Source organism: Biformimicrobium ophioploci (genome assembly GCF_030270605.1).
Taxonomy (GTDB): Bacteria; Pseudomonadota; Gammaproteobacteria; order Pseudomonadales; family Cellvibrionaceae; genus Biformimicrobium; species Biformimicrobium ophioploci.
Window position 1 is genome coordinate 76,250 of record NZ_BSYJ01000007.1, and the last position, 24,940, is coordinate 101,189.

Here is a 24,940-nt window from a genome sequence, read left to right on the forward strand (position 1 = left end):
ATTTTCGTTTTTACGCTTCGACTTTTCCGCCCGCGGCTTCAATCGCAGCTTTGGCACCTTTAGTGACTGCCAGGCCCTTAACAGTAACGGCCTTGTTCAATTCACCAGACAGGAACACCTTCGCACGCTTGATGTGGTTGCCAACGATGTCGGCTTTCTGCAGCGCAGCCAAATCGACTACGTCGCCTTCCACTTTCGCGAGTTCAAACAGACGAACTTCCGCAGTGACACGAGACACACGAGAGCTGAAGCCGTACTTCGGCAAACGCTTCTGCAGTGGCATCTGGCCACCCTCGAAGCCCGGACGTACGCTGCCGCCGGAGCGGGACTTCTGGCCCTTGTGGCCGCGGCCGCCGGTTTTACCCAAGCCGCTGCCGATACCGCGACCGACACGCTTGCCGCTGTGCTTGTGACCCTCTGCGGGAGACAGATCATTCAAACGCATCTTACTCTCCCTCAACCTTAACCAGGTAATTCACTTTATTGATCATGCCGCGCACAGAGGGAGTGTCTTCCACTTCCACAGTGTGACCGATGCGGCGCAGGCCCAGGCCGGCAACGCACGCCTGATGGTTTTTCAGGCGGCCAGCGGTGCTCTTGATCTGGGTGACTTTAATGGTCTTCTTAGCCATGGTCTTAACCCACCTTAATTACTTCGGCAATCAGCCGATGATTTCTTCGACTGACTTGCCGCGCTTGGCTGCAACGTCTTCCGGGGAAGACATCTGCGCCAGGGCGTCAAATGTTGCACGTACAACGTTCACCGGGTTGGTAGAGCCGTAGCACTTGGCCAGTACGTTGTGAACGCCTGCCATTTCCAGTACGGAGCGCATGGCACCGCCAGCAATTACACCAGTACCCTGGGAAGCCGGCTGCATGTACACCTTGGAACCGCCGTGGCGACCGTTGGTTGCGTACTGAATAGTGTCACCGTTCAGGTCAACGCTGATCATGTTGCGACGCGCAGATTCCATTGCCTTCTGGATCGCGACAGGCACTTCACGCGCCTTACCACGACCAAAACCAACGCGACCATTGCCGTCACCGACAACTGTCAGAGCTGTAAAGGCAAAGATACGTCCGCCCTTTACGGTCTTGGCAACACGGTTTACCTGGACCAGCTTTTCCTGCAGGCCCTCGTCGTTGCTTCTGTCTTTCTCTTTAGCCATCTTGTCTACCTTTAGAATTCCAGACCCGCTTCACGAGCGGCGTCGGCCAGTGCTTTTACGCGGCCGTGGTATTTGAAACCACTGCGATCGAAGGCTACCTTGCTGACACCAGCGGCCTTGGCCCGCTCGGCAATCAGGGTGCCAACCGCTTTCGCAGCCTCGGCATTACCGGTTTTGCCCTCACGCAGGCTTTTGTCCAGGGTAGAGGCGCTGGCCAATACCTTGTCACCTTCGGCAGACAGGACTTGAGCGTAAATGTGACGCGGGGTGCGGTTAACCGTGAGGCGAACGGAACCCAGCTCACTGATCTTGGCGCGGGCACGACGTGCACGACGCAAGCGAGATTGCTTTTTAACGTTCATTTCAATGCCCTAATTACTTCTTCTTCGCTTCTTTACGGTGCACATGCTCATCGGCATAGCGCACACCCTTGCCCTTGTATGGCTCCGGCGGACGGAACGCGCGGATTTCCGCAGCGGCCTGACCCAGCAACTGCTTGTCCGCGCTCTTCAGCAGGACTTCAGTCTGGGACGGGGTTTCCGCCTTGACGCCTTCAGGCAGTTCGTAATCAACCGGGTGAGAGAAGCCCAGGGTCAGGTTCAGGGTAGAACCGGAGGCCTTGGCACGATAACCAACACCCATCAGCTGCAGCTTCTTCTCAAAACCCTGGTTTACACCAGTAACCATGTTGTTCACCAGCGCACGGGTGGTACCCGCCAGTGCACGCGCCTGCTTGGAGCCGTTACGTGCCGCGAAGGTCAGAACGTTGTCGTTCTGGGTCACTTCAACATCGCTGTGAACGACGTGTTCCAGATTACCCTTACCGCCTTTAATGGAGATTTCCTGGCCGTTCAGGGTAACGGTTACGCCTGCAGGGATTTCTACCGGACTTTTTGCTACTCGAGACATAGTAACCCCCGCCTTAGAATACGGTGCAGAGCACTTCGCCACCGACACCGGCCTGACGTGCAGCGCGGTCGGTCATCACACCCTTGGAGGTGGATACGATAGCGATACCCAGGCCACCGCGGATAGACGGCAGCTGCTTGGAACCAGAGTAAGCACGCAGGCCCGGACGCGAAACGCGCACGAGCTCGGCAATAACCGGCTTACCCTGGAAGTATTTCAGCTCAACAGTCAGCTCAGGCTTGGCGCCTTCAGCGACTGCGTAATCAGCAACGTAGCCCTCGTCCTTCAGGACCTTGGCTACAGCTACTTTCAGTTTGGATGAAGGCAGGGTAACGCTCGCCTTGCCGCGCGCCAGTGCGTTGCGGATGCGAGTCAGCATATCTGCCAACGGATCTTGCATACTCATTTGATAAAGCTCCTCAAGCCTGCCTGTTACCAGCTGGCCTTAACCAGACCAGGTACGTCACCACGCATGGCGGCTTCGCGCAGTTTGTTACGGCACAGGCCGAACTTGCGGTAAACCGCGTGCGGACGACCTGTAATGCGGCAGCGACGCTGCTTGCGAACCGGGCTCGCGTCGCGCGGCATTTTCTGCAGCTTGATCTGAGCTTCCCAACGCTCTTCCTCGGAAGTGTTGGGATTGGCGATGATCGCCTTCAGCTCTTGACGCTTCGGCGCGTACTTAGCTGCGGTTCGAGCGCGTTTGGCTTCGCGCGCAATCATGGATTTCTTCGCCATGTTTTCCTCTTAACCCTTGAAAGGGAAGTTAAATGCTTTCAACAGCGCGCGACCGTGTTCGTCGCTGGTAGCTGTTGTAGTGATACAAATATCCAGGCCACGGAGCTTGTCTACTTTGTCGTAGTCAATTTCCGGGAAGATAATCTGCTCAGTCACACCCATGGAGAAATTACCGCGGCCGTCGAATTGCTTCGGGCTAATACCACGGAAGTCGCGGATACGCGGGATGGCGATACCGATCAGTCGATCGAGAAATTCGTACATCCGCTCACCACGCAGGGTGACCTTACAGCCAATCGGCCAGCCGTCACGGATCTTAAAGCCCGCAATAGACTTGCGTGCCTTAGTCACAACCGGCTTCTGGCCAGTGATTGCAGTCATGTCACCGACTGCATTTTCCAGTACTTTCTTATCAGCTACAGCCTCACCAACACCCATGTTGATGGTGATCTTTGTGATACGCGGTACTGACATTACATTGTCGAGACCGAGCTCATCTTTGAGCTTCGGCGCCAACTCTTTTGTATAGAGCTCTTTAAGCCTTGCCATGGTCTTACTACCTGCCCTGCTTAAGCGTCAACAGCGTCGCCGCTGGATTTGAAGACGCGGATTTTAGTGCCGTCTTCCTGTACTTTGAAGCCTACACGGTCAGCTTTCTGGGTGTTGCTGTTGAAGATGGCAACGTTGGAAGCCTGAATCGGGGCCTCTTTCTCAACGATACCGCCTGCAACGCCCAGCTGCGGGTTAGGCTTCTGGTGCTTTTTGATCATTTGCACACCGGAAACGATCAGGCGACCGTCGGCAAGTACTTTCTGTACCTTGCCGCGCTTGCCCTTGTCGCGACCGGCGATAACGATCACTTCGTCGTCACGCTTGATCTTGCGCATAACTCTGTTCTCCGATTTCCCAGGGCCTTAAATTACTTCAGGCGCCAGGGAGATGATCTTCATGAACTTCTCACCGCGCAGCTCGCGGGTGACCGGGCCAAAAATACGAGTGCCGATCGGGGCATTCTGCTGGTTCAGCAGTACCGCGGCATTGTCGTCAAACTTAATCAGGGAACCGTCTGGACGACGTACACCCTTCTTGGTACGAACCACAACCGCGTTCATTACCTGGCCTTTCTTCACCTTGCCACGTGGGATGGCTTCCTTAACGGTCACCTTGATAATGTCGCCCACACCGGCGTAGCGACGATGGGAGCCGCCGAGCACCTTGATGCACATCACGCGGCGAGCCCCACTATTGTCTGCTACTTCTAAGTAGGATTCGGTTTGAATCATCGTTCCTCTCCGAAACTCAATGCGTCAGGCGGTTAAACCTTCGCCGCACGCTCAACGATACTTTGCAAAGTCCAGCTCTTCTGCTTGGACAGCGGACGAGATTCCTCGATGGTTACAACATCACCGATGTTGCAATCATTGTTCTCATCGTGTGCCTTCAGCTTGGTGGACTTACTCACATACTTTCCGTAGATCGGGTGCTTAACACGGCGCTCGATCAAAACGGTGATGGTTTTATCCATCTTGTCGCTCACTACCTTACCGGTGAGCGTGCGCTTCAGTTTTGCTTCAGCCATGATTAGTTACCTGCCTTTTCATTCAGCACAGTCTTGATGCGAGCAATGTCGCGACGGGTCTGCTTGAGCAGATGAGTCTGGTTCAGCTGACCAGTAGTCTTCTGCATGCGCAGCTTGAACTGTGCTTCGAGTTGGGACAGCAACTCTTGGTTCAGCTCTTCAACTGACTTTTCGCGTAGATCTGCAGTCTTCATTACATCACCGAACGCTTAACAAAAGTTGTCTTTACAGGCAGCTTCGCAGCGGCGAGGCCAAATGCTTCGCGTGCCAGTTCCTCGGAAACACCCTCCATCTCATAGAGGACTTTACCCGGCTGGATCTGAGCTACCCAATACTCTACGTTACCCTTACCTTTACCCTGACGTACTTCCAGGGGCTTCTCGGTAATCGGCTTGTCCGGAAACACTCGAATCCAGATTTTACCGCCACGCTTAACGTGACGAGTCATAGCGCGTCGAGCCGCTTCGATCTGGCGCGCAGTCAGGCGACCACGATCAACAGATTTCAGACCAAACTCGCCGAAGCTCACTTTGGAGCCGCGCTGTGCCAGGCCGCGGTTACGACCTGTCTGTACCTTGCGGTATTTTGTACGCTTTGGTTGTAGCATCGCTGGCGTACCCCTTAGTTAGAAGCCTTTTTCTTGGACCTTTTCGGTGCTTCAACCGGCTCTTCACCGCCGATCACTTCACCCTTAAAGATCCAAACTTTAATACCGATAATGCCGTAGGTAGTCAGGGCTTCGGTGTGCGCGTAGTCGATGTCCGCACGCAGAGTGTGCAGCGGTACACGGCCTTCGCGATACCATTCTGTACGTGCAATTTCTGCACCGCCCAGACGGCCACTTACCTGAATCTTGATACCTTCAGCGCCCTGGCGCATGGCGTTCTGTACCGCACGCTTCATAGCGCGACGGAACATTACGCGACGTTCCAGCTGCTGGGCTACGTTCTGACCAACCAGCGCTGCGTCCAGGTCCGGCTTGCGAACTTCTTCGATGTTGATGTGCACAGGCACACCCATCTTTTCGCTCACTGCGGCACGCAGCTTCTCGACGTCTTCACCTTTCTTACCGATAACGATACCGGGGCGGGCGGTGTGAATAGTGACGCGAGCAGTGTTCGCAGGACGTTCGATGTCGATACGGCTTACAGACGCGTGCGCCAGAGCCTTACGAATGAAGTCGCGAACAGTCAGGTCGGTGTACAGCTTGTCTGCGTACTCGTCGCTGCCGGCATACCAAACAGAAGTATGCTTTTTAACGATACCCAGACGAATGCCGGTAGGATGTACTTTTTGTCCCATGGTTTCCTCGTCTGTTATTTATCAGCCACTTTCACAGTGATGTGACAAGTACGCTTCAAGATACGATCAGCACGACCTTTTGCACGCGGCTTAATGCGCTTCATGGTCGTACCTTCATCCACAAAAATGGTGGAAACCTTCAGCTCGTCAACGTCAGCACCTTCGTTGTGCTCAGCGTTGGCGATAGCGGATTCCAGCACTTTCTTAACGATCGCTGCACCTTTCTTCGGGCTGAAAGCCAGAATGTCCAGAGCCTCTTCAACACGCTTGCCGCGCACCTGATCAGCTACCAGACGCGCTTTCTGTGCCGACAGACGGGCACCGCGCAGTTTTGCTTGCACTTCCATCTCTATAACCTCGGCTTAGCGCTTCTTGGCTTTCTTGTCAGCGGCGTGACCTTTATAGGTACGAGTCACCGCAAATTCACCCAGCTTGTGGCCAACCATTTCTTCGTTGACCAGTACCGGTACGTGTTGACGGCCGTTGTGAACAGCGATCGTCAGGCCCACCATCTCCGGCATAATCATGGAGCGGCGTGACCAGGTTTTAATAGGACGGCGATCATTCTTTTCGATCGCTGCCTCCACCTTTTTGATCAAATGCAGATCAATAAAGGGACCTTTCTTTAATGAGCGTGGCACTGTCGATTCCTCTCTAGCTGCTCTTATTCGTATCCCGGCTTACTTGGAGCCGCGACGACGAACAATCATCTTGTTGGTGCGCTTGTTCTTGCGCGTCTTGTAGCCCTTGGTCGGCATACCCCACGGAGACACAGGGTGACGGCCACCAGAGGTACGACCTTCACCACCACCGTGCGGGTGATCAACCGGGTTCATCGCAACACCGCGAACGGTCGGGCGCACACCGCGCCAGCGAGCCGCACCAGCCTTACCAAGCTTGCGCAGGCTGTGTTCGGAATTGCTTACTTCACCCAGGGTTGCGCGACACTCGCTCAGAACCTTGCGCATTTCGCCAGAACGCAGGCGAATAGTTGCATAGGTGCCTTCACGGGCCACCAGCTGAACAGAGGCACCAGCGGAACGCGCCAGCTGCGCACCCTTACCAGGCTTCAGTTCGATACCGTGAATCACGGAACCAACCGGGATATTGCGCAGCGGCAGGGTGTTACCCACGCTGATCGGCGCAGTGTCGCCAGACATGATCTGGGCACCAGCCTTCAGGCCTTTCGGCGCAATGATGTAACGGCGCTCACCGTCGGCGTAGCAAACCAGAGCGATGTGTGCGCTGCGGTTCGGATCGTATTCAATACGCTCAACCTTGGCCGGAATACCGTCCTTGGTGCGCTTGAAGTCGATTACGCGATAGTGCTGCTTGTGACCACCACCGATGTGACGGGTAGTGATACGGCCGTTGTTGTTACGACCACCAGTCTTGCTCTTCTTTTCCAGCAGAGGAGCGTAAGGGGCACCTTTGTGCAGATCCTTGTTCACCACGCGTACAACGTGACGACGACCAGCAGAAGTTGGCTTTAATTTCTGTAATGGCATGACCTAGACTCCTTTACTCGGCAGCAGCGGCTTCAAAGTTGATGTCACTGCCTTCAGCAAGGCGAACGTAGGCTTTCTTCCAGTCACTGCGCTGGCCCATGCCGTAGCGAGTGCGCTTGGTCTTGCCCTTTACGTTCACGGTGCGAACTTCTTCAACAGAAACGTTGAACAGTTTCTCGACCGCAGCCTTGATTTCGGCCTTTTCCGCGTCGGCGACAACCTTGAACACTACCTGGTTCGCGGCGTCCGCCAGAATCGCGGCCTTCTCGGAAATTACCGGGCCCAACAGTACTTTGTAGAGTCGTTCCTGATTCATCCCAGCACCTCCTCGAATTTCTTCAGCGCAGCGACGGTGACAACCACCTTGTCGAAACGAATCAGTGAAACCGGGTCAACCGCTGCGACGTCGCGCACGTCAACCTTGTGCAGGTTGCGGGACGCCAGGTAGAGGTTCTCGCTCACGTCTTCGGTCACGATCAGGGCTTCAGACAGGTCGTACTGGGCCATCTTCGCAACCAGCTGCTTGGTCTTGGGAGCGTCGACGTCGAAGCTCTCAACAACCACCAGACGCTCCTGGCGAGCAAGCTCGGACAGGATGCAGCGCAGGGCAGCACGGTACATTTTGCGGTTCAGCTTGACACTGTGGTCACGCGGCTCGGCAGCGAAGGTCACACCACCGGAGCGCCACAGCGGGCTACGGATGGTACCGGCACGAGCGCGGCCGGTGCCCTTCTGGCGCCACGGCTTCTTGCCACCACCGGAAACTGCTGAACGGTTTTTCTGGGCCTTGGTACCCTGACGACCGCCAGCCATATAGGCGACGACTGCCTGGTGAACCAGGTCCTGGTTAAATTCACGACCGAAAGTCACTTCAGAGACAGCAACTGTGCCCTTGGCGCCTTCGGGGGTAGCGATATTCAGTTCCATATCTTTCTCCCTCGGACTCAGGCTTTCACAGCCGGACGAACAACGACGTCACCGCCCGGAGCACCGGGGACAGCGCCCTTGATGAGCAGCAGATTGCGCTCGGCATCAACACGCACGACTTCCAGGTTCTGGGTAGTAACCTGCTCAGCGCCCATGTGACCGGCCATTTTCTTACCCTTGAAAACACGTCCAGGGGTCTGACACTGGCCGATGGAGCCAGGCGCGCGGTGGGAAATGGAGTTACCGTGGGTGGCATCCTGCATGGAGAAGTTCCAGCGCTTAACACCGCCCTGGAAGCCTTTACCTTTGGAGGTACCGGTAACATCTACTTTTTGACCTGCTTCGAAGCCTGCAACGGTGATCTCACCGCCAACCTCGAAGGTTTCGTCGGAGTTGTCTGTGCGGAATTCCCACAGACCACGGCCAGCTTCAGTACCGGCCTTTGCGAAGTGGCCCTGTAAGGGCTTGGAAACGCGGGAGGCTTTACGAGCGCCCACGGTTACCTGCACAGCAGAGTAGCCGTCGGTCTCAGCCGATTTCACCTGGGTGATACGGTTCGGAGCTACCTCGATAACGGTAACAGGAACAGAAACACCGTCTTCAGTGAAGACACGGGTCATGCCGCTCTTGCGGCCGACAATACCAATAGTCATTTCTTCTAACCTCTCAGTGCACGGGGCTTTAACCCACTGCGGCCGCCCAATTTCAGAGCGTTACACTACCCAGACCGTTTTCGCCTGGGATTCGGTAGTTTAAGGAATTAGCCGAGACTGATTTGAACTTCAACACCGGCTGCCAGATCGAGCTTCATCAGCGCGTCGACAGTCTTTTCGGTCGGTTCAACAATGTCCAGCAAACGTTTATGGGTGCGAATCTCGTACTGGTCACGCGCGTCCTTGTTGACGTGCGGGGAGATCAGTACGGTATAACGCTCCTTGCGAGTCGGCAGCGGGATCGGACCACGAACTTGGGCACCGGTGCGCTTGGCCGTCTCAACAATCTCCTGAGTAGACACATCGATCAGCTTGTGATCAAAGGCCTTCAGGCGAATTCGAATACGTTGATTCTGCATGGGAATCAAACTCCACTAATAAATCTAAAGAACGCCCTTTTGTCTCTACCCCGAGGGCAGGCGAAAAGGAGCGCGAATTCTACGCAGCGGGGATTCAGCTGTCAAGCCACTTTTTGAACAGCGAAAGGCAGGCGCGCCACAGGATCAGACCGGACAGTCCAGTCGCGCAAGAAAGGGAAATCCCTGCCCGCACGGTCAATGCCAAACATAAAAAAACCGCGGCCGAAGCCGCGGTTTTCGTAGGTCAGATCAGGGAGCAATATTACTCGATGATCTTGGCTACAACGCCAGCACCTACGGTGCGGCCGCCTTCACGGATAGCGAAGCGCAGGCCTTCTTCCATCGCGATCGGCGCGATCAGGGTAACGGACATCTGGATGTTGTCACCCGGCATTACCATCTCAACGCCTTCCGGCAGCTCACAGGCGCCAGTTACGTCAGTGGTACGGAAGTAGAACTGCGGACGGTAGCCCTTGAAGAACGGAGTGTGGCGACCACCTTCGTCCTTGGACAGCACGTAAACCTCACCCTCGAACTTGGTGTGCGGAGTGATGGAGCCCGGCTTAGCCAGAACCTGGCCACGCTCCACTTCGTCACGCTTGGTGCCACGCAGCAGTGCGCCGATGTTCTCACCAGCACGGCCTTCGTCCAGCAGCTTGCGGAACATTTCAACACCAGTACAGGTAGTCTTGGTGGTTTCCTTGATACCAACGATCTCAACTTCGTCACCAGTGTTAACGATACCGCGCTCAACACGGCCAGTTACCACGGTACCACGACCGGAGATGGAGAATACGTCTTCGATCGGCATCAGGAACGGCTGGTCGATAGCACGCTCCGGCTCCGGAATGTACTCGTCCAGGGTCTCAACCAGCTTCTTAACGGCAGAAGTGCCCAGCTCGTTGTCGTCTTCGCCGTTCAGGGCCATCAGAGCGGAACCCGGGATGATCGGGGTGTCGTCGCCCGGGAACTCGTAGGTGTCGAGCAGCTCGCGCAGCTCCATTTCTACCAGTTCCATCATCTCGTTGTACTCGTCGGTGCCAGCGCCGCCACAGTCTTCTGCGAGCAGGTCAGCCTTGTTCAGGAATACAACGATGTACGGTACGCCAACCTGACGGGACAGCAGGATGTGCTCGCGAGTCTGCGGCATCGGGCCGTCAGTAGCGCCACATACCAGGATCGCGCCGTCCATCTGGGCAGCACCGGTGATCATGTTCTTCACGTAGTCAGCGTGTCCCGGGCAGTCAACGTGTGCGTAGTGACGAGTCGGGGAATCGTATTCAACGTGGGAAGTTGCGATGGTAATACCACGCTCACGCTCTTCCGGAGCATTGTCGATACCGTCGAAAGCAACGGCTGCGCCGCCCCATACTTCGGAGCATACGCGAGTCAGTGCTGCGGTCAGGGTAGTTTTGCCGTGGTCAACGTGACCGATAGTGCCGACGTTGACGTGGGGCTTGGAACGTTCAAACTTTTCTCTTGCCACGGTTTTGTCCTCAATTAAGGTTCGTGATTTTTCAAAACACCGCCCGACAAGCGGGCGGCACATTTTTAAAAGCTGTTAGCCCTGGTTTTTCGCGATCACTTCGTCCGCGATATTCTTCGGTGCTTCAGCGTAGCGCTCAAATTCCATGGTGAAAGTAGCGCGGCCCTGGGTCGCAGAACGCAGGTCGGTTGCATAACCGAACATTTCTGCCAGCGGAACTTCCGCGTTAACCACTTTACCGGACGGATTTTCATCCATGCCCTGAATCAGGCCACGACGACGGTTGAGGTCGCCCACAACGTCACCCATGTTTTCTTCAGGAGTCACTACCTCAACCTTCATCATCGGCTCGAGCAGCACAGCGCCACCCTCTTGAGCCAGCTTCTTGGTTGCCATAGAAGCAGCGATTTTAAACGCCATTTCGTTGGAGTCCACATCGTGGAAGGAACCGTCGTACAGGGTCGCTTTCAGGCCCAGCAGCGGGTAGCCCGCCAGTACGCCGTTCTGCATCTGCTCTTCGATACCTTTCTGGACCGCAGGAATGTATTCACGCGGTACCACACCACCAACGATTTCGTTGACGAATTCCAGGCCTTCCGCATTCGCGTCTTCGGCCGGCTCGAACTTGACCCACACGTGACCGTACTGACCACGACCACCGGACTGACGCACAAACTTGCCTTCAATCTCGGAGGTGTTGCGGATCGCTTCACGGTAGGCCACCTGCGGCTTACCGATGTTCGCCTCAACGTTGAACTCGCGACGCATACGGTCAACGAGGATGTCGAGGTGCAGCTCACCCATACCAGAAATAATGGTCTGGCCGGTTTCTTCGTCAGTCTTCACGCGGAAAGACGGGTCTTCCTGGGCCAGCTTGCCGAGGGCAATACCCATCTTCTCCTGGTCAGCCTTGGACTTCGGCTCTACCGCGACGGAAATTACCGGCTCCGGGAATTCCATGCGCTCGAGCACGATCTTGCTGCCTTCAGCACACAGGGTGTCACCAGTGGTGACGTCCTTCAGGCCGATCGCAGCAGCGATGTCGCCTGCCAGTACTTCCTTGATTTCCTGACGGTCGTTGGAGTGCATCTGCACCATACGGCCGACACGCTCTTTCTTCTGCTTGACCGAGTTGTACACAGCAGTACCGGACTCCAGCTTACCGGAGTAAACACGGAAGAAAGTCAGGGTGCCCACGAACGGGTCGGTGGCAATCTTGAACGCCAGCGCAGAGAAAGGCGCGTTGTCGTCAGCCGGACGCGTTTCAACGGTTTCACCGTCTTCCAGCGTACCTTCGATTTCCTTAACTTCGGTCGGCGCCGGCAGGTATTCGATTACCGCATCCAGAACGGCCTGTACGCCTTTGTTCTTGAATGCAGAACCGCCCAGCACCGGAACGATTTCGTTGGCCAGGGTACGCTGGCGGATAGCGGCCTTGATTTCCTCTTCGGAAAGCTCGCCCTCTTCCAGGTACTTCTCCATCAGCTCTTCAGAAGCTTCTGCAGCGGCCTCAACCAGGTACTCGTGCATCTCATCGCACTGGTCCTTCAGGTCGGCCGGGATCTCGCCGTACTCAAAAGTCATGCCCTGGTCAGACTCGTTCCACAGGATGGCCTTCATCTTGACCAGGTCAACAACGCCCTTGAACTCGTCTTCGGCGCCAATGGTCATCTGCAGCGGAACGGCGTTCGCCTTCAGGCGGTCCTTCAGCTGGTCTACAACCATCATAAAGTCCGCACCAGCGCGGTCCATTTTGTTGACGAAGACCATACGCGGTACTTCGTACTTGTTGGCCTGACGCCATACGGTTTCGGTCTGCGGCTGTACGCCGGAAGAACCACACAGTACGACTACCGCACCATCGAGTACACGCAGGGAACGCTCAACTTCAATGGTGAAGTCCACGTGTCCGGGGGTGTCGATAATGTTGATGCGGTGCTGGTCAAACTGCTGCTGCATACCTGCCCAGAAGCAGGTGGTTGCCGCAGAAGTAATGGTGATACCGCGTTCCTGTTCCTGCTCCATCCAGTCCATGGTGGCCGCACCATCGTGCACCTCACCAATCTTGTGAGACAGGCCCGTGTAAAAAAGTACACGCTCGGTAGTGGTCGTCTTACCGGCGTCTACGTGCGCACAGATACCGATGTTACGGTAACGTGCGATAGGCGTTTTACGTGCCACAGCTGTATCCTCGTTTGAGATACTGTAAACGGCAAAAGGCAGTCGCAAATACATGCGCTGCCTTCCGAATTATTTTCTGATAAAAATCATCATCAGAACTCGAAGCGCTACCGTCAGAAGCGGTAGTGGGAGAACGCCTTGTTGGCTTCCGCCATACGGTGGACGTCTTCACGCTTCTTGACCGCCGCACCCTTGCTCTGGGAGGCGTCGATCATTTCGTTAGCCAGACGCTGTGCCATGGACTTCTCACCGCGGTTGCGGGAGTACTCCACCAGCCAGCGCATTGCCAGCGCATTGCGACGCGACGGACGCACTTCTACCGGCACCTGGTAAGTCGCACCACCAACACGGCGGGACTTAACCTCGACCATCGGCGCGATATTTTCCAGGGCTTCCTCGAAAACTTCGATAGGATCTTTGTTCAGCTTTTCCTGGACCATGTCCAGGGCACCGTAAACGATGCTTTCAGCTACAGACTTCTTGCCGCTGATCATGACATGGTTCATGAACTTGGCGAGGGTGACGTTACCGAATTTCGGATCCGGCAGTACCTCGCGCTTGGCGACTACTCTTCTTCTCGGCATGAGAATTGCTCTCTCTTCAGGGTTAACCTAAGACGTCGTCGTAACTCTTGAACTACTCGACGCGCTTAGCCTTACTCCGGTTCTCTTGTTAACCGAAACGCAATCAATACAGGTAGGACCTAATGTTTTTAGCCTCGTTGAAGAGACTTACCAACACTTATTTAGGACGCTTGGCACCGTATTTGGAACGGCCCTGTTTGCGATCGTTTACGCCAGCACAGTCAAGTGCTCCGCGTACAGTGTGGTAACGAACACCCGGCAAGTCTTTTACACGACCGCCGCGAATCAGAACAACACTGTGCTCCTGCAGGTTGTGGCCTTCACCACCGATATACGAAGTTACTTCGAAACCGTTGGTCAGACGCACACGACAGACCTTACGCAGTGCAGAGTTTGGTTTCTTCGGTGTAGTGGTATACACGCGAGTACAAACGCCACGGCGCTGCGGACAGGCCTGCAAAGCAGGAACGTCGCTTTTTTGGACCTTGCGTTTTCTCGGCTTACGAACCAACTGGTTGACCGTTGCCATTAAAAATCACTCCAAAAATAAAATGCCCCCACCACTTACATCGGTGAAGGCTTAGTCACAGAATGCATCCCTGGCGCCTCGCGGCGGCGGAGAATGCACCCCCATATTGCGGGGGCCGCATTGTATAGTTGCTGACCACCCCTAGTCAACAAGGCGCCGCAGTTGAATTCGGCGCCTCGCAGATCCCTGTCCCGGGCCGCATGGCCCGGGCGTATCCGGCAGTTCTGCACGGGGCGGGACAAGCCCCGGCAGGCCGCAGGCTTATTCGCCCGCGCCGGAAGACTTCAGTGCTTCGGTCAGCGCCGCTTCCACCTCTTCGGCAGACGGGCCATCCGCAAAGCCAGGCATAGCCTGCTGGCTGCGTCTGCGCTTGCGCTCGGCGTGGTACGCCAGACCGGTACCAGCCGGGATCAGGCGACCCACAACGACGTTTTCCTTCAGACCGCGCAGCTCGTCCTGCTTGCCGGTCACGGCAGCTTCGGTCAGTACGCGCGTGGTCTCCTGGAAGGAGGCCGCGGAGATGAAGGATTCGGTCGCCAGCGATGCCTTGGTGATACCCAGCAACAGGCGCTCGAACTGGGCCGGCTGCTTGCCATCGGCGCGCAGCTTCTCGTTCTCGGTGATGACTCGCTGGTACTCGACCTGGTCACCCTTAATGAACGGAGAGTCTCCCATCTCGGCGATTTCAACCTTGCGCAGCATCTGGCGAACGATCGTCTCGATGTGCTTATCGTTGATCTTCACACCCTGCAGGCGGTAAACCTCCTGAATCTCGTTGACGATGTAGTTTGCCAGCGCCTCAACGCCCTGCAGGCGCAGGATGTCGTGCGGGTTGGAAGGACCGTCGGAGATCACCTCGCCTTTCTCAACCTTCTCACCCTCGAACACGGTCAGCTGACGGTGCTTCGGAATCAGCAGCTCGTAGTGGGCCTTGCCGTTCGGCAGCAGCTGGCCGTCCGGCGGGGTAATGACCAGACGTACCTTGCCCTTGGTTTCCTTGCCGAAGGAGACCACACCGGAGATTTCCGCCAGGATGGACGGCTCTTTCGGCTTGCGCGCTTCGAACAGGTCGGCAACACGCGGCAGACCACCGGTAATATCCTTGGTACCGCCGGATTCCTGCGGAATACGGGCGATAACGTCACCCACACCAACGTGGGCGCCGTCCGCAAGGCTCAGGATCGCCTTGCCCGGCAGCATGTAGTGCGCCGGCACATTGCTGTTGGCCAGGGTCAGCTCATTGCCATTTTCGTCGACCAGGGTGACCGCAGGCTTCAGGTCTTTACCTGCCGCCGGACGCTCTGCCGGGTCGATCACCTCGATAGAGGTCAGACCGGTAATTTCATCAGTCTGCTTGCGGATGGAGAGGCCTTCTTCCATGCCGGTCATGCGTACCTGACCCGCCACCTCGGTGATGATCGGGTGCGTGTGGGGGTCCCACTTGGCCACGATCTGGCCACCGCCAACCTCGGCGCCGTCAGCAACGATGATGGCCGCACCGTAAGGCACCTTGTAACGCTCGCGCTCGCGACCGGTGGAAACTTCAGCCACAGCCAGCTCGCCGGAACGGGAAACTGCAACCAGGTGGCCTGCCTCAGTCACAACAGTCTTGATGTTGTGCAGGCGCACCATACCGTCCTGCTTGACCTGGATGCTATCCGCAGCGGAAGCACGGCTCGCCGCACCACCGATGTGGAAGGTACGCATGGTCAGCTGGGTACCCGGCTCACCGATGGACTGGGCCGCAATCACGCCGACGGCCTCGCCCGGGTTGACCTTGTGGCCGCGCGCCAGGTCGCGACCGTAACACTGGGAACAGATACCGTGAGTGGTTGTACAGGAGATCGGTGAACGCACCATCACCTCGTCGATACCCATGCCCTCGATACGCTCTACCCAGGCTTCGTCAATCATGGTGCCGGCCGACACCGCAATCTCATCGGTACCCGGCTTGAGCACGTCACGCGCAACCACACGACCCAGGATGCGGTCACCGAGGGACTCGATCACGTCACCACCCTCAATGACCGGGGTCATGGTCATGCCGTCGTCGGTGCCACAGTCGATCTCGGTGATCACCATGTCCTGCGCCACGTCTACCAGACGACGGGTCAGGTAACCGGAGTTCGCGGTCTTCAGTGCGGTATCCGCCAGACCCTTACGGGCACCGTGTGTGGAGATGAAGTACTGCAGTACGTTCAGGCCCTCACGGAAGTTTGCGGTAATCGCGTTCTCGATGATGGAGCCATCCGGACGGGCCATCAGGCCACGCATACCCGCCAGCTGGCGAATCTGCGCCTCGGAACCACGTGCACCGGAGTCCGCGTACATGTATACGGAGTTGAAGGAATCCTGCTCGGACTCTTCACCGGACTTGGTCACAACCGGCTCTTTCTTGATACCGGCCATCATCGCCTGGGTAACCTTGTCGTTGGTACGGGACCAGACGTCGATCACCTTGTTGTACTTCTCGCCCTGGGTCACGAGACCGGACGCGTACTGGGATTCAATTTCCTTCACTTCTGCTTCCGCAGCAGAAATCAGTTCGGCTTTCTCCGCCGGGATCGCAAAGTCGTTCACACCGATAGAGGAACCGGACTTGGTGGAGAAGTCGAAACCGGTGTACATCAGCTGGTCAGCAAAAATGACGGTCGCCTTCAGGCCAACGGTGCGGTAGCACACGTTGAGGATGCGCGAGACCGCCTTTTTGTTCATCGCCTGGTTGACCAGGTCGAAGCTCAGACCTTCCGGAACGATGTTCCACAACAGGGAACGACCGACCGTGGTGTCGACCAGCTTGGTGGTCGCGTGCTTCTCGCCATCTTCACCGATGGTGACCTCGCGAATACGCACCTTCACTTGCGCCTGCAGGCCAATCTGCTTGGCGTAGTAAGCGCGGCTCACCTCACGGGTATCGGCAAAGGCCATGCCCTCGCCCTTGTCATTCACGCGCGCACGGGTCATCCAGTACAGACCCAGTACCACGTCCTGGGACGGTACGATGATCGGCTCGCCGTTGGCCGGCGACAGGATGTTGTTGGTGGACATCATCAGCGCGCGGGATTCGAGCTGTGCTTCGATGGTCAGCGGTACGTGTACCGCCATCTGGTCGCCGTCGAAGTCCGCGTTATAGGCCGCACACACCAGCGGGTGCAGCTGGATTGCCTTACCTTCGATCAGTACCGGCTCGAATGCCTGGATGCCGAGGCGGTGCAGGGTCGGTGCACGGTTCAGCAGGACCGGGTGCTCGCGGATCACCTCGTCGAGGATATCCCACACCACAGCCTCTTCGCGCTCGACCATTTTCTTGGCCGCCTTGATGGTGGTGGCCAGGCCACGCAGTTCGAGCTTGCCGAAAATAAACGGCTTGAACAGCTCCAGCGCCATCTTCTTCGGCAGGCCGCACTGGTGCAGGCGCAGCGTCGGGCCTACCACGATTACGGAACGGCCGGAGTAGTCAACACGCTTACCCAGCAGGTTCTGGCGGAAACGGCCCTGCTTACCCTTGATCATGTCAGCCAGGGACTTCAGCGGGCGCTTGTTGGAGCCGGTGATGGCACGGCCGCGACGACCGTTGTCCAGCAATGCATCCACGGATTCCTGCAGCATGCGCTTTTCGTTGCGCACGATGATGTCCGGCGCATTCAGCTCAAGCAGGCGCTTCAGGCGGTTGTTACGGTTGATCACGCGACGGTAAAGGTCGTTCAGGTCAGAGGTCGCAAAGCGGCCACCGTCCAGCGGTACCAGCGGGCGCAGATCCGGCGGCAGCACCGGCAGCACTTCCATGACCATCCACTCCGGATTGTTACCGGACTTGTAGAAGGCTTCCAGCAGCTTCAGGCGCTTGGACAGCTTCTTGATCTTGGTCTCGGAGTTGGTGGTCGGGATCTCTTCGCGCAGGCGCTGGATTTCCGAAGGCAGCTCGATGTCCTTCATCAGCTCCTGGATCGCCTCGGCGCCCATCTTGGCTTCGAACTCGTCGGCGAATTCTTCCATCGCCTCGAAGTACTGCTCGTCGTTCAGCAGCTGGCCGCGCTCCAGGGTGGTCATGCCCGGGTCGGTTACGACATAGCTCTCAAAGTAGAGCACGCGCTCGATATCGCGCAGTGTCATGTCCAGCAGCAGGCCGATACGGGACGGCAGGGATTTCAGGAACCAGATGTGTGCAACCGGGCTGGCCAGCTCGATGTGACCCATGCGCTCGCGGCGCACGTTGGCCTTGGTTACTTCCACGCCGCATTTTTCACAGATGATGCCGCGGTGCTTCATGCGCTTGTACTTGCCGCACAGGCACTCGTAGTCCTTCACCGGGCCAAAGATCTTGGCACAGAACAGGCCTTCACGCTCAGGCTTGAAGGTACGGTAATTAATGGTTTCTGGCTTTTTCACTTCACCAAAAGACCAGGAGCGGATCAGCTCCGGAGACGCAAGGCCGATACGGATCGCGTCGAATTCTTCCAGGTGGTCCTGCGCTTTTACGAGGTTCAATAAGTCTTTCAAGGCCTTTCCTCCACTTAAGTGGTTGGCCCGGCGCCGCCGCAGCGGCTGCTTTCCGGGCGGGTCACCGCATGGCGAGTGCGGTGACCTGGGTTATTCATTGCAGGTTGGGGATTACTCGTTCTCGAGCTCGATATTGATACCGAGCGAGCGGATTTCCTTCACCAGTACATTGAATGATTCCGGCATGCCGGGCTCCATGCGATGGTCGGAATCGACGATGTTCTTGTACATCTTCGTCCGGCCTTCCACGTCGTCAGACTTAACAGTAAGCATTTCCTGCAGCGTGTACGCAGCACCGTATGCTTCCAGTGCCCACACTTCCATCTCACCGAAGCGCTGGCCACCGAACTGCGCCTTACCACCCAGCGGCTGCTGGGTAACCAGGCTGTAGGAACCGGTAGAACGCGCATGCATCTTGTCGTCCACCAGATGGTTCAGCTTCAGCATGTACATGTAGCCAACAGTGGTGTGACGCTGGAACGCATCGCCGGTGCGGCCGTCGTGCAGCTGGACCTGACCGGTGTCGGACAGGTCCGCAAGACGCAGCAGCGACTTGATCTCGGACTCGTCTGCACCGTCGAATACTGCGGTTGCCATTGGCACGCCCTTGCGCAGGTTCTTCGCCAGCGCGACCACTTCTGCGTCGCTCAGCTGGCTCAGGTCTTCCTTGCGGCCACCGGTAGAGTTGTAAACCTCGTCCAGGAATTTGCGCAGCTTGGCAATTTCCTGCTGCTCCTTGAGCATGCGATCGATCTTGACGCCCAGGCCCTTGGCCGCCATGCCGAGGTGCATTTCCAGTACCTGACCCACGTTCATACGAGACGGAACACCCAGCGGGTTAAGCACGATATCGACCGGCTCACCGTTTGCGTCGTACGGCATATCCTCAACCGGCTTGATCACGGAGATCACGCCCTTGTTACCGTGACGGCCCGCCATCTTGTCGCCCGGCTGGATGCGACGCTTGATCGCCAGGTAAACCTTGACGATTTTCAGTACGCCCGGAGCCAGGTCGTCACCGGATTCCAGCTTTTTCTTCTTGTCTTCAAACTGCTCGTCCAGCAGCTTGCGGCGCTCTTCCAGCTGCGCTTCGGCACGCTCGAGCTGCTCGTTCAGTGCGTCCTCGTCCATGCGCAGCTTGAACCAGTCCTCACGCGGCAGCGCGGACAGGATTTCGGCGCTCAGTACGTCGCCTTTCTTGACGCCCTTGCCGCCGCTGACCTTCTGGCCTTCCAGTGCAGCCTGCAGACGCTCGAAAGTGGCCGTCTCAACAATGCGGTATTCCTCGTTCAGGTCCTTGCGAACCTCGTCCAGCTGCGCCTTTTCGATGGCGATGGAACGCTGGTCCTTCTGCAGACCGTCACGGGTGAATACCTGCACGTCGATCACGGTACCGCGGGTACCGGTCGGCGCGCGCAGGGAAGTGTCTTTTACGTCAGAGGCCTTCTCACCGAAGATCGCGCGCAGCAGCTTCTCTTCCGGGGTCAGCTGGGCTTCGCCTTTCGGCGTTACCTTGCCCACCAGGATGTCGCCGGCGCCCACTTCCGCACCGATGTAGACAATGCCGGACTCGTCCAGCTTGCTCAGCGCAGACTCACCCACATTCGGGATATCGGAAGTGATTTCCTCACTGCCCAGCTTGGTGTCACGGGCAATACAGGTCAGCTCCTGGATGTGGATGGTGGTGAAGCGGTCTTCCTGCACCACGCGCTCGGATACCAGGATGGAATCCTCAAAGTTGTAGCCGTTCCACGGCATGAACGCGATGCGCATGTTCTGGCCGAGGGCCAGCTCACCCAGGTCCACGGACGGGCCGTCGGCGAGGATGTCGCCGCGCGCGACCACGTCACCGGTCTTCACGATCGGGCGCTGGTTGATGCAGGTGTTCTGGTTGGAACGGGTGTATTTGGTCAGGCCGTACAGGTCCACACCCGCGTCGCCCGCTTCGGTTTCGGCATCGTGCACCTTGACCACGATCCGGCTGGCGTCCACACGCTCGATCACGCCGCCGCGCTTTGCCACGATACAGACACCGGAGTCACGCGCTACGGTGCGCTCCATACCGGTACCTACCAGCGGCTTGTCTGCACGCAGGGTCGGAACTGCCTGGCGCTGCATGTTGGAGCCCATCAGTGCGCGGTTCGCATCGTCGTGCTCGAGGAACGGGATCAGGGATGCCGCGACGGAAACCACCTGACGCGCAGACACGTCCATGTACTGGATCTCGTCCGGCGTCTTCAGGGTAAATTCGTTTTCGAAACGCGAGCTCACCAGTTCGTCGGTGAACTGGTTCTTGTCATTCAGTGCCGCGGACGCCTGTGCAATCACGTAGTTGGCTTCGTTAATCGCAGACAGGTATTCGATCTCGTCAGTGACTTTGCCGTCCACCACCTTGCGGTACGGGCTCTCAAGGAAGCCGTAGTGGTTGGCACGGGCGTAGGTCGCGAGAGAGTTGATCAGGCCGATGTTCGGGCCTTCCGGGGTCTCAATCGGGCACACACGGCCGTAGTGGGTCGGGTGTACGTCGCGCACTTCGAAGCCGGCACGCTCACGGGTCAGGCCGCCCGGGCCAAGCGCGGATACACGGCGCTTGTGCGTTACTTCCGACAGCGGGTTGTTCTGGTCCATGAACTGGGACAGCTGCGAGGAACCGAAGAATTCCTTCACGGCGGCGGCAACCGGCTTGGCGTTGATCAGGTCCTGCGGCATCAGGCCTTCGGACTCCGCCATGGACAGACGCTCCTTGACCGCACGTTCTACGCGCACCAGGCCAACACGGAACTGGTTCTCGGCCATCTCGCCCACGGAGCGCACACGACGGTTACCCAGGTGGTCAATATCGTCGACCATCCCTTTACCGTTGCGGATATCGATCAGGGTCTTGAGCACATCGACGATATCGTCCTTGCTCAGGGTGCCCTCGCCGGTCTCATCTTCGCGGCCGAGACGACGGTTGAACTTCATGCGACCAACGGCAGACAGATCGTAGCGCTCGTCGGAGAAGAACAGGTTCTCGAACAGGGCCTCTGCAGACTCCTTGGTCGGCGGCTCGCCCGGACGCATCATGCGGTAGATCTCGACCAGTGCCTCCAGACGGGTGCGGGTCGGGTCAGCGCGCAGGGTATCGGAAACGAACGGACCACAGTCGAGCTCGTTGGTGTACAGGGTCTCGAACTGCTTTACGTTGAGCGTCTGCAGCTTCTCGAGCGCCTCTGCATCGATCAGGGTATTACATTCCAGCGCTACTTCGCCGGTGGCCTCATCGATGATGTCTTTGGCCAGTACGCGGCCCAGCAGATATTCAGCCGGCACGTCCAGTTGCTCAAGGCCCGCCTTTTCGATCTGGCGGATGTGGCGCGGCGTGATACGACGGCCTTCCTCGACGATGATCTTGCCTTTCTGGTCCTTCATATCGAAGGATGCCACATCACCGCGCAGGCGGGACGGGATCAGTTCCAGCTTGAGGCCATCCTTTGTGATTTCAAAGCGGCTGGTATCGAAGAACATGTCGAGCATTTCTTCGGAGCTGAACTCCAGCGCACGCAGCAGGATGGTCGCCGGCAGCTTGCGACGACGGTCGATACGTACGTAGACCAGGTCTTTCGGATCGAATTCAAAATCGAGCCAGGAACCGCGGTAAGGGATAACCCGTGCGGCGAACAGGAGCTTGCCGGAAGAATGGGTCTTGCCCTTGTCGTGATCGAAGAATACACCCGGGGAGCGGTGCAGCTGGGATACGATCACGCGCTCGGTACCATTGATCACAAAGGTACCGTTGTCGGTCATGAGCGGGATTTCGCCCATGTAGACTTCCTGCTCCTTAATATCCTTGATCGCCTTGTTGGACGATTCCTTATCGTAAATGATCAGGCGTACGCGCACGCGCAGCGGGCATGCATAGGTGACACCACGCAGGGTACATTCTTTGACATCAAAAACCGGCTTGCCCAACTGGTAGCTTACGTACTCCAGTGCGGCATTGCCGGAATAACTGACAATCGGGAACACTGACTTGAATGCGGCATGCAGACCATAGTCCAGCCGCTCCTCAGGGCTCTTGTCGACCTGAGTAAACTTGCGATAGGAATCCAGCTGTATCGCGAGCAGGAAGGGCACATCCATAACGTGCGGCAACTTGCCGAAATCCTTGCGGATACGTTTTTTCTCAGTGTATGAGTAAGTCATTCATATTCCCCAGCTTGTTCGAAGACAAGGATGGAAAGCCCGCACAACAGCTGTGCGGCCTTGCCAAGAAACCTCGGCGCAATACAGTCCAGCTGCACTGCGCGGAAGCCTCTCGAAACCATTCACCCGGTTTCGCTCACAGAAAGCGGTACTCGGGTACTTCAAAAACAGGATCAGTTTGCGCTATGGTTATGGAAACACCCGCCAACCCCGATTTTGGCGCCGCGCCAGAATGGCAAAATCTGCCTTTCTGAAAACGGCAAAAAGGCCAGTGGGTAAAACCCACCGGCCTTGCCGCCCCCCGCGCTATTGCGAAGGGAGCGAAGCGCAGAAAACCAATTACTTGATTTCGACCTGCGCGCCAGCTTCTTCCAGAGCAGCCTTGGCTTCTTCGGCTTCTTCCTTGGAAACGCCTTCTTTCACAGTAGAAGGAGCGCCGTCTACCATGCCCTTGGCTTCTTTCAGGCCCAGGCCGGTGAGGCCGCGAACAGCCTTGATCACGTTTACTTTCTTGTCGCCAGCAGCAGACAGAACTACGTCGAATTCAGTCTTTTCTTCTGCAGCAGCACCAGCGTCGCCAGCCGGGCCAGCCATTACGGCTGCAGCGGCAGTTACGCCGAACTTTTCTTCCATCGCTTCGATCAGTTCTACAACGTCAGTTACAGACATTTCAGCAATAGCGTTGATGATATCTTCTTTAGTCAAAGACATGAGTCAGTACCTTTTTGTGAGCAGTCGGGCTGCCCTTAAATTCGTAATAAAAAAACTACCTTCCGCCGGCCAATGGGCCAGGTCAGAATCAGGCAGCTTCCTGCTCTTTCTGGTCGCGAATGGCCGCAATAGTGCGAACCAGCTTGCCAGCAGATGCTTCTTTCATGCAGCTCATCAGCTTTGCGATGGCTTCGTCGTAAGTCGGCAGGCTTGCCAACAGTGCGACATCAACCACGCCACCCTCAAAGGCAGCGCCCTTGAGCTCGAGCTTGTCGTTGCCCTTGGCGAATTCCTTCAGAATTCGCGCGCCGGCACCCGGGTGCTCGTTGGAGAACGCGATGATGCTCGGGCCGACAAAGTTGTCGTTCAGACACTCAAACTCGGTGCCCTGAAGAGCACGGCGAGCCAAGGTGTTACGAACAACCTTCAGCCATACGCCGTTTTCACGCGCCTCTTTACGCAGAGCCGTCATGTCGTTCACGGTCACGCCGCGGGAATCCGCAACAACCGCCGACTGAGCAACAGAAGCAGCTTGCTGGACGTCTGCGACAATCGCTTTTTTGTCTTCGAGTCCAATAGCCATATTTACACTCCTGGATTTGTACACTGGCCCAAACCTGGGTCCGGGCCGCTATTCCGGTGAAAACCGCAAATCCAGCAAAAACTGGTTTTGGGTGGTGTCACCGTCTGCGTAGGCTCACTCCCTTAACGGCCAGCCTGGCCCGGGGGTGGATTAAGTCTGGCCAGCTAAACCTCAAGCCAAGCCAGACACCTACGGTCTTTGACGGCCCGCGCATTCCTGCCATGGCAGGTCAGCGCGGACCCCAAAGTTCTGTTATCGCTGAATATCTTTCCCGCAGGACTTAGATATTCAGGGAAGATTGGTCGATCGCCAGGCCCGGGCCCATAGTGGTGCTCAGGGTGATCTTCTTCAGGTAAACGCCCTTGGCGGAAGCCGGCTTGACCTTTTTCAGGTCAGCGATCAGCGCTTCGAGGTTTTCCTTCAGGTTGTTGGCGTCAAAGGCCAGCTTGCCGATACCGCCGTGGATGATGCCGCCCTTGTCAGCGCGGAAACGCACCTGACCAGCCTTGGCATTCTTGACCGCAGTCGCAACGTCCGGGGTAACGGTACCGGTCTTCGGGTTCGGCATCAGGCCGCGCGGACCGAGGATCTGGCCCAGCTGACCAACAACGCGCATCGCGTCCGGGGAGGCGATTACCACGTCGAAATCCATCTTGCCGCCTTTAACTTCGGCAGCCAGCTCGTCCATACCGATGATATCTGCACCGGCTTCTTTGGCCGCATCGGCGTTGGCACCCTGGGTGAATACGGCAACACGGACGTCTTTACCAGTGCCGTGCGGCAGAGTGGTCGCGCCGCGAACCGCCTGGTCAGATTTACGCGGGTCGATACCCAGGTTGATGGAGGCATCCACAGTCTCGGCGAACTTTACGCCGGACAGCTCTTTCAGCAGCGCTACTGCCTCATCCATGCTGTACAGCTTGCCAGCTTCAACTTTTTCAGCGATTGCGCGCTGACGCTTGCTCATCTTGGCCATG

Annotated in this window: 30 protein-coding genes; all 30 read right to left on the reverse strand. The window is 57.2% G+C overall.

The window, feature by feature from the left end:
• Positions 1-10 precede the first annotated feature (10 nt).
• The 30 genes from rplO to rplA all read right to left on the reverse strand — a co-directional run bounded on the left by rplO (position 11) and on the right by rplA (position 24,939).
• The gene (gene rplO, locus QSJ80_RS14730; RefSeq protein WP_285765237.1) at positions 11-445 is read right to left on the reverse strand and encodes a 50S ribosomal protein L15; all 435 of its coding nucleotides are present in this window, start codon (positions 443-445) and stop codon (positions 11-13) included.
• 1 nt (position 446) lies between these two features.
• Positions 447-632: a 50S ribosomal protein L30 gene (rpmD, locus tag QSJ80_RS14735; protein WP_091516917.1), complete on the reverse strand. Its 186-nt coding sequence runs from the start codon at positions 630-632 to the stop codon at positions 447-449.
• Positions 633-662: 30 nt separating this feature from the next.
• Positions 663-1,169, reverse strand: coding sequence for a 30S ribosomal protein S5 (rpsE, locus tag QSJ80_RS14740; protein WP_285765238.1), 507 nt, complete (start codon positions 1,167-1,169; stop codon positions 663-665).
• An 11-nt stretch (positions 1,170-1,180) separates the two neighbouring features.
• Complete coding sequence (gene rplR / locus QSJ80_RS14745) at positions 1,181-1,531, reverse strand: 50S ribosomal protein L18 (protein WP_285765239.1); 351 nt, start codon at positions 1,529-1,531, stop codon at positions 1,181-1,183.
• Positions 1,532-1,544: 13 nt separating this feature from the next.
• Positions 1,545-2,078, reverse strand: coding sequence for a 50S ribosomal protein L6 (gene rplF / locus QSJ80_RS14750; RefSeq protein WP_285765240.1), 534 nt, complete (start codon positions 2,076-2,078; stop codon positions 1,545-1,547).
• Between the two features lie 13 nt (positions 2,079-2,091).
• The gene (rpsH, locus tag QSJ80_RS14755; protein ID WP_285765241.1) at positions 2,092-2,484 is read right to left on the reverse strand and encodes a 30S ribosomal protein S8; all 393 of its coding nucleotides are present in this window, start codon (positions 2,482-2,484) and stop codon (positions 2,092-2,094) included.
• 26 nt (positions 2,485-2,510) lie between these two features.
• Positions 2,511-2,816, reverse strand: coding sequence for a 30S ribosomal protein S14 (rpsN, locus tag QSJ80_RS14760; protein ID WP_285765242.1), 306 nt, complete (start codon positions 2,814-2,816; stop codon positions 2,511-2,513).
• A gap of 9 nt (positions 2,817-2,825) precedes the next feature.
• Positions 2,826-3,365: a 50S ribosomal protein L5 gene (rplE, locus tag QSJ80_RS14765; protein ID WP_285765243.1), complete on the reverse strand. Its 540-nt coding sequence runs from the start codon at positions 3,363-3,365 to the stop codon at positions 2,826-2,828.
• Between the two features lie 20 nt (positions 3,366-3,385).
• Positions 3,386-3,703 carry a 50S ribosomal protein L24 gene (rplX, locus tag QSJ80_RS14770; protein ID WP_285765244.1) on the reverse strand — a complete coding sequence of 106 codons (318 nt, stop codon included), beginning with the start codon at positions 3,701-3,703 and terminating at the stop codon, positions 3,386-3,388.
• A 27-nt stretch (positions 3,704-3,730) separates the two neighbouring features.
• Complete coding sequence (gene rplN, locus QSJ80_RS14775) at positions 3,731-4,099, reverse strand: 50S ribosomal protein L14 (protein ID WP_285765245.1); 369 nt, start codon at positions 4,097-4,099, stop codon at positions 3,731-3,733.
• A 32-nt stretch (positions 4,100-4,131) separates the two neighbouring features.
• The gene (rpsQ, locus tag QSJ80_RS14780; protein ID WP_285765246.1) at positions 4,132-4,395 is read right to left on the reverse strand and encodes a 30S ribosomal protein S17; all 264 of its coding nucleotides are present in this window, start codon (positions 4,393-4,395) and stop codon (positions 4,132-4,134) included.
• Between the two features lie 2 nt (positions 4,396-4,397).
• Positions 4,398-4,589, reverse strand: coding sequence for a 50S ribosomal protein L29 (gene rpmC / locus QSJ80_RS14785; RefSeq protein ID WP_285765247.1), 192 nt, complete (start codon positions 4,587-4,589; stop codon positions 4,398-4,400).
• Positions 4,589-5,002, reverse strand: a complete 414-nt coding sequence (gene rplP, locus QSJ80_RS14790; protein ID WP_285765248.1) for a 50S ribosomal protein L16 — start codon at positions 5,000-5,002, stop codon at positions 4,589-4,591. Before rplP ends, rpmC begins: the two co-directional genes overlap by 1 nt.
• Before the next feature lie 14 nt (positions 5,003-5,016).
• Positions 5,017-5,697: a 30S ribosomal protein S3 gene (gene rpsC, locus QSJ80_RS14795; protein ID WP_285765249.1), complete on the reverse strand. Its 681-nt coding sequence runs from the start codon at positions 5,695-5,697 to the stop codon at positions 5,017-5,019.
• Positions 5,698-5,711: 14 nt separating this feature from the next.
• Positions 5,712-6,044, reverse strand: a complete 333-nt coding sequence (gene rplV / locus QSJ80_RS14800) for a 50S ribosomal protein L22 (protein ID WP_285765250.1) — start codon at positions 6,042-6,044, stop codon at positions 5,712-5,714.
• 15 nt (positions 6,045-6,059) lie between these two features.
• Entirely contained in the window at positions 6,060-6,338 is a 279-nt protein-coding gene (rpsS, locus tag QSJ80_RS14805) for a 30S ribosomal protein S19 (protein ID WP_285765251.1), read from the reverse strand.
• A 39-nt stretch (positions 6,339-6,377) separates the two neighbouring features.
• Positions 6,378-7,205 carry a 50S ribosomal protein L2 gene (gene rplB / locus QSJ80_RS14810; protein WP_285765252.1) on the reverse strand — a complete coding sequence of 276 codons (828 nt, stop codon included), beginning with the start codon at positions 7,203-7,205 and terminating at the stop codon, positions 6,378-6,380.
• 13 nt (positions 7,206-7,218) lie between these two features.
• Complete coding sequence (rplW, locus tag QSJ80_RS14815) at positions 7,219-7,521, reverse strand: 50S ribosomal protein L23 (protein ID WP_285765253.1); 303 nt, start codon at positions 7,519-7,521, stop codon at positions 7,219-7,221.
• Entirely contained in the window at positions 7,518-8,132 is a 615-nt protein-coding gene (gene rplD / locus QSJ80_RS14820; RefSeq protein WP_285765254.1) for a 50S ribosomal protein L4, read from the reverse strand. The genes rplW and rplD overlap by 4 nt, the downstream gene beginning before the upstream one ends.
• Positions 8,133-8,149: 17 nt before the next feature.
• Entirely contained in the window at positions 8,150-8,785 is a 636-nt protein-coding gene (rplC, locus tag QSJ80_RS14825; RefSeq protein WP_285765255.1) for a 50S ribosomal protein L3, read from the reverse strand.
• Positions 8,786-8,892: 107 nt separating this feature from the next.
• The gene (rpsJ, locus tag QSJ80_RS14830) at positions 8,893-9,204 is read right to left on the reverse strand and encodes a 30S ribosomal protein S10 (protein ID WP_285765256.1); all 312 of its coding nucleotides are present in this window, start codon (positions 9,202-9,204) and stop codon (positions 8,893-8,895) included.
• A gap of 262 nt (positions 9,205-9,466) precedes the next feature.
• On the reverse strand, positions 9,467-10,690 hold the full coding sequence (gene tuf / locus QSJ80_RS14835) for an elongation factor Tu (RefSeq protein ID WP_285765257.1): 1,224 nt from the start codon (positions 10,688-10,690) through the stop codon (positions 9,467-9,469).
• Positions 10,691-10,765: 75 nt separating this feature from the next.
• Positions 10,766-12,871 (reverse strand): elongation factor G, encoded by a 2,106-nt coding sequence (gene fusA, locus QSJ80_RS14840; protein ID WP_285765258.1) that lies wholly within the window; start codon positions 12,869-12,871, stop codon positions 10,766-10,768.
• Positions 12,872-12,984: 113 nt separating this feature from the next.
• Entirely contained in the window at positions 12,985-13,455 is a 471-nt protein-coding gene (gene rpsG, locus QSJ80_RS14845) for a 30S ribosomal protein S7 (protein ID WP_285765259.1), read from the reverse strand.
• Positions 13,456-13,612: 157 nt separating this feature from the next.
• Complete coding sequence (gene rpsL, locus QSJ80_RS14850; RefSeq protein WP_285765260.1) at positions 13,613-13,984, reverse strand: 30S ribosomal protein S12; 372 nt, start codon at positions 13,982-13,984, stop codon at positions 13,613-13,615.
• A gap of 261 nt (positions 13,985-14,245) precedes the next feature.
• Positions 14,246-18,484, reverse strand: coding sequence for a DNA-directed RNA polymerase subunit beta' (gene rpoC / locus QSJ80_RS14855; protein WP_285765261.1), 4,239 nt, complete (start codon positions 18,482-18,484; stop codon positions 14,246-14,248).
• A gap of 111 nt (positions 18,485-18,595) precedes the next feature.
• Complete coding sequence (gene rpoB / locus QSJ80_RS14860) at positions 18,596-22,669, reverse strand: DNA-directed RNA polymerase subunit beta (RefSeq protein WP_285765262.1); 4,074 nt, start codon at positions 22,667-22,669, stop codon at positions 18,596-18,598.
• Positions 22,670-23,008: 339 nt separating this feature from the next.
• Positions 23,009-23,380 carry a 50S ribosomal protein L7/L12 gene (gene rplL / locus QSJ80_RS14865; protein ID WP_285765263.1) on the reverse strand — a complete coding sequence of 124 codons (372 nt, stop codon included), beginning with the start codon at positions 23,378-23,380 and terminating at the stop codon, positions 23,009-23,011.
• Positions 23,381-23,468: 88 nt separating this feature from the next.
• Positions 23,469-23,963 (reverse strand): 50S ribosomal protein L10, encoded by a 495-nt coding sequence (gene rplJ, locus QSJ80_RS14870; RefSeq protein ID WP_285765264.1) that lies wholly within the window; start codon positions 23,961-23,963, stop codon positions 23,469-23,471.
• Positions 23,964-24,243: 280 nt separating this feature from the next.
• Positions 24,244-24,939 (reverse strand): 50S ribosomal protein L1, encoded by a 696-nt coding sequence (gene rplA, locus QSJ80_RS14875; protein ID WP_285765265.1) that lies wholly within the window; start codon positions 24,937-24,939, stop codon positions 24,244-24,246.
• Position 24,940: the final 1 nt, after the last annotated feature.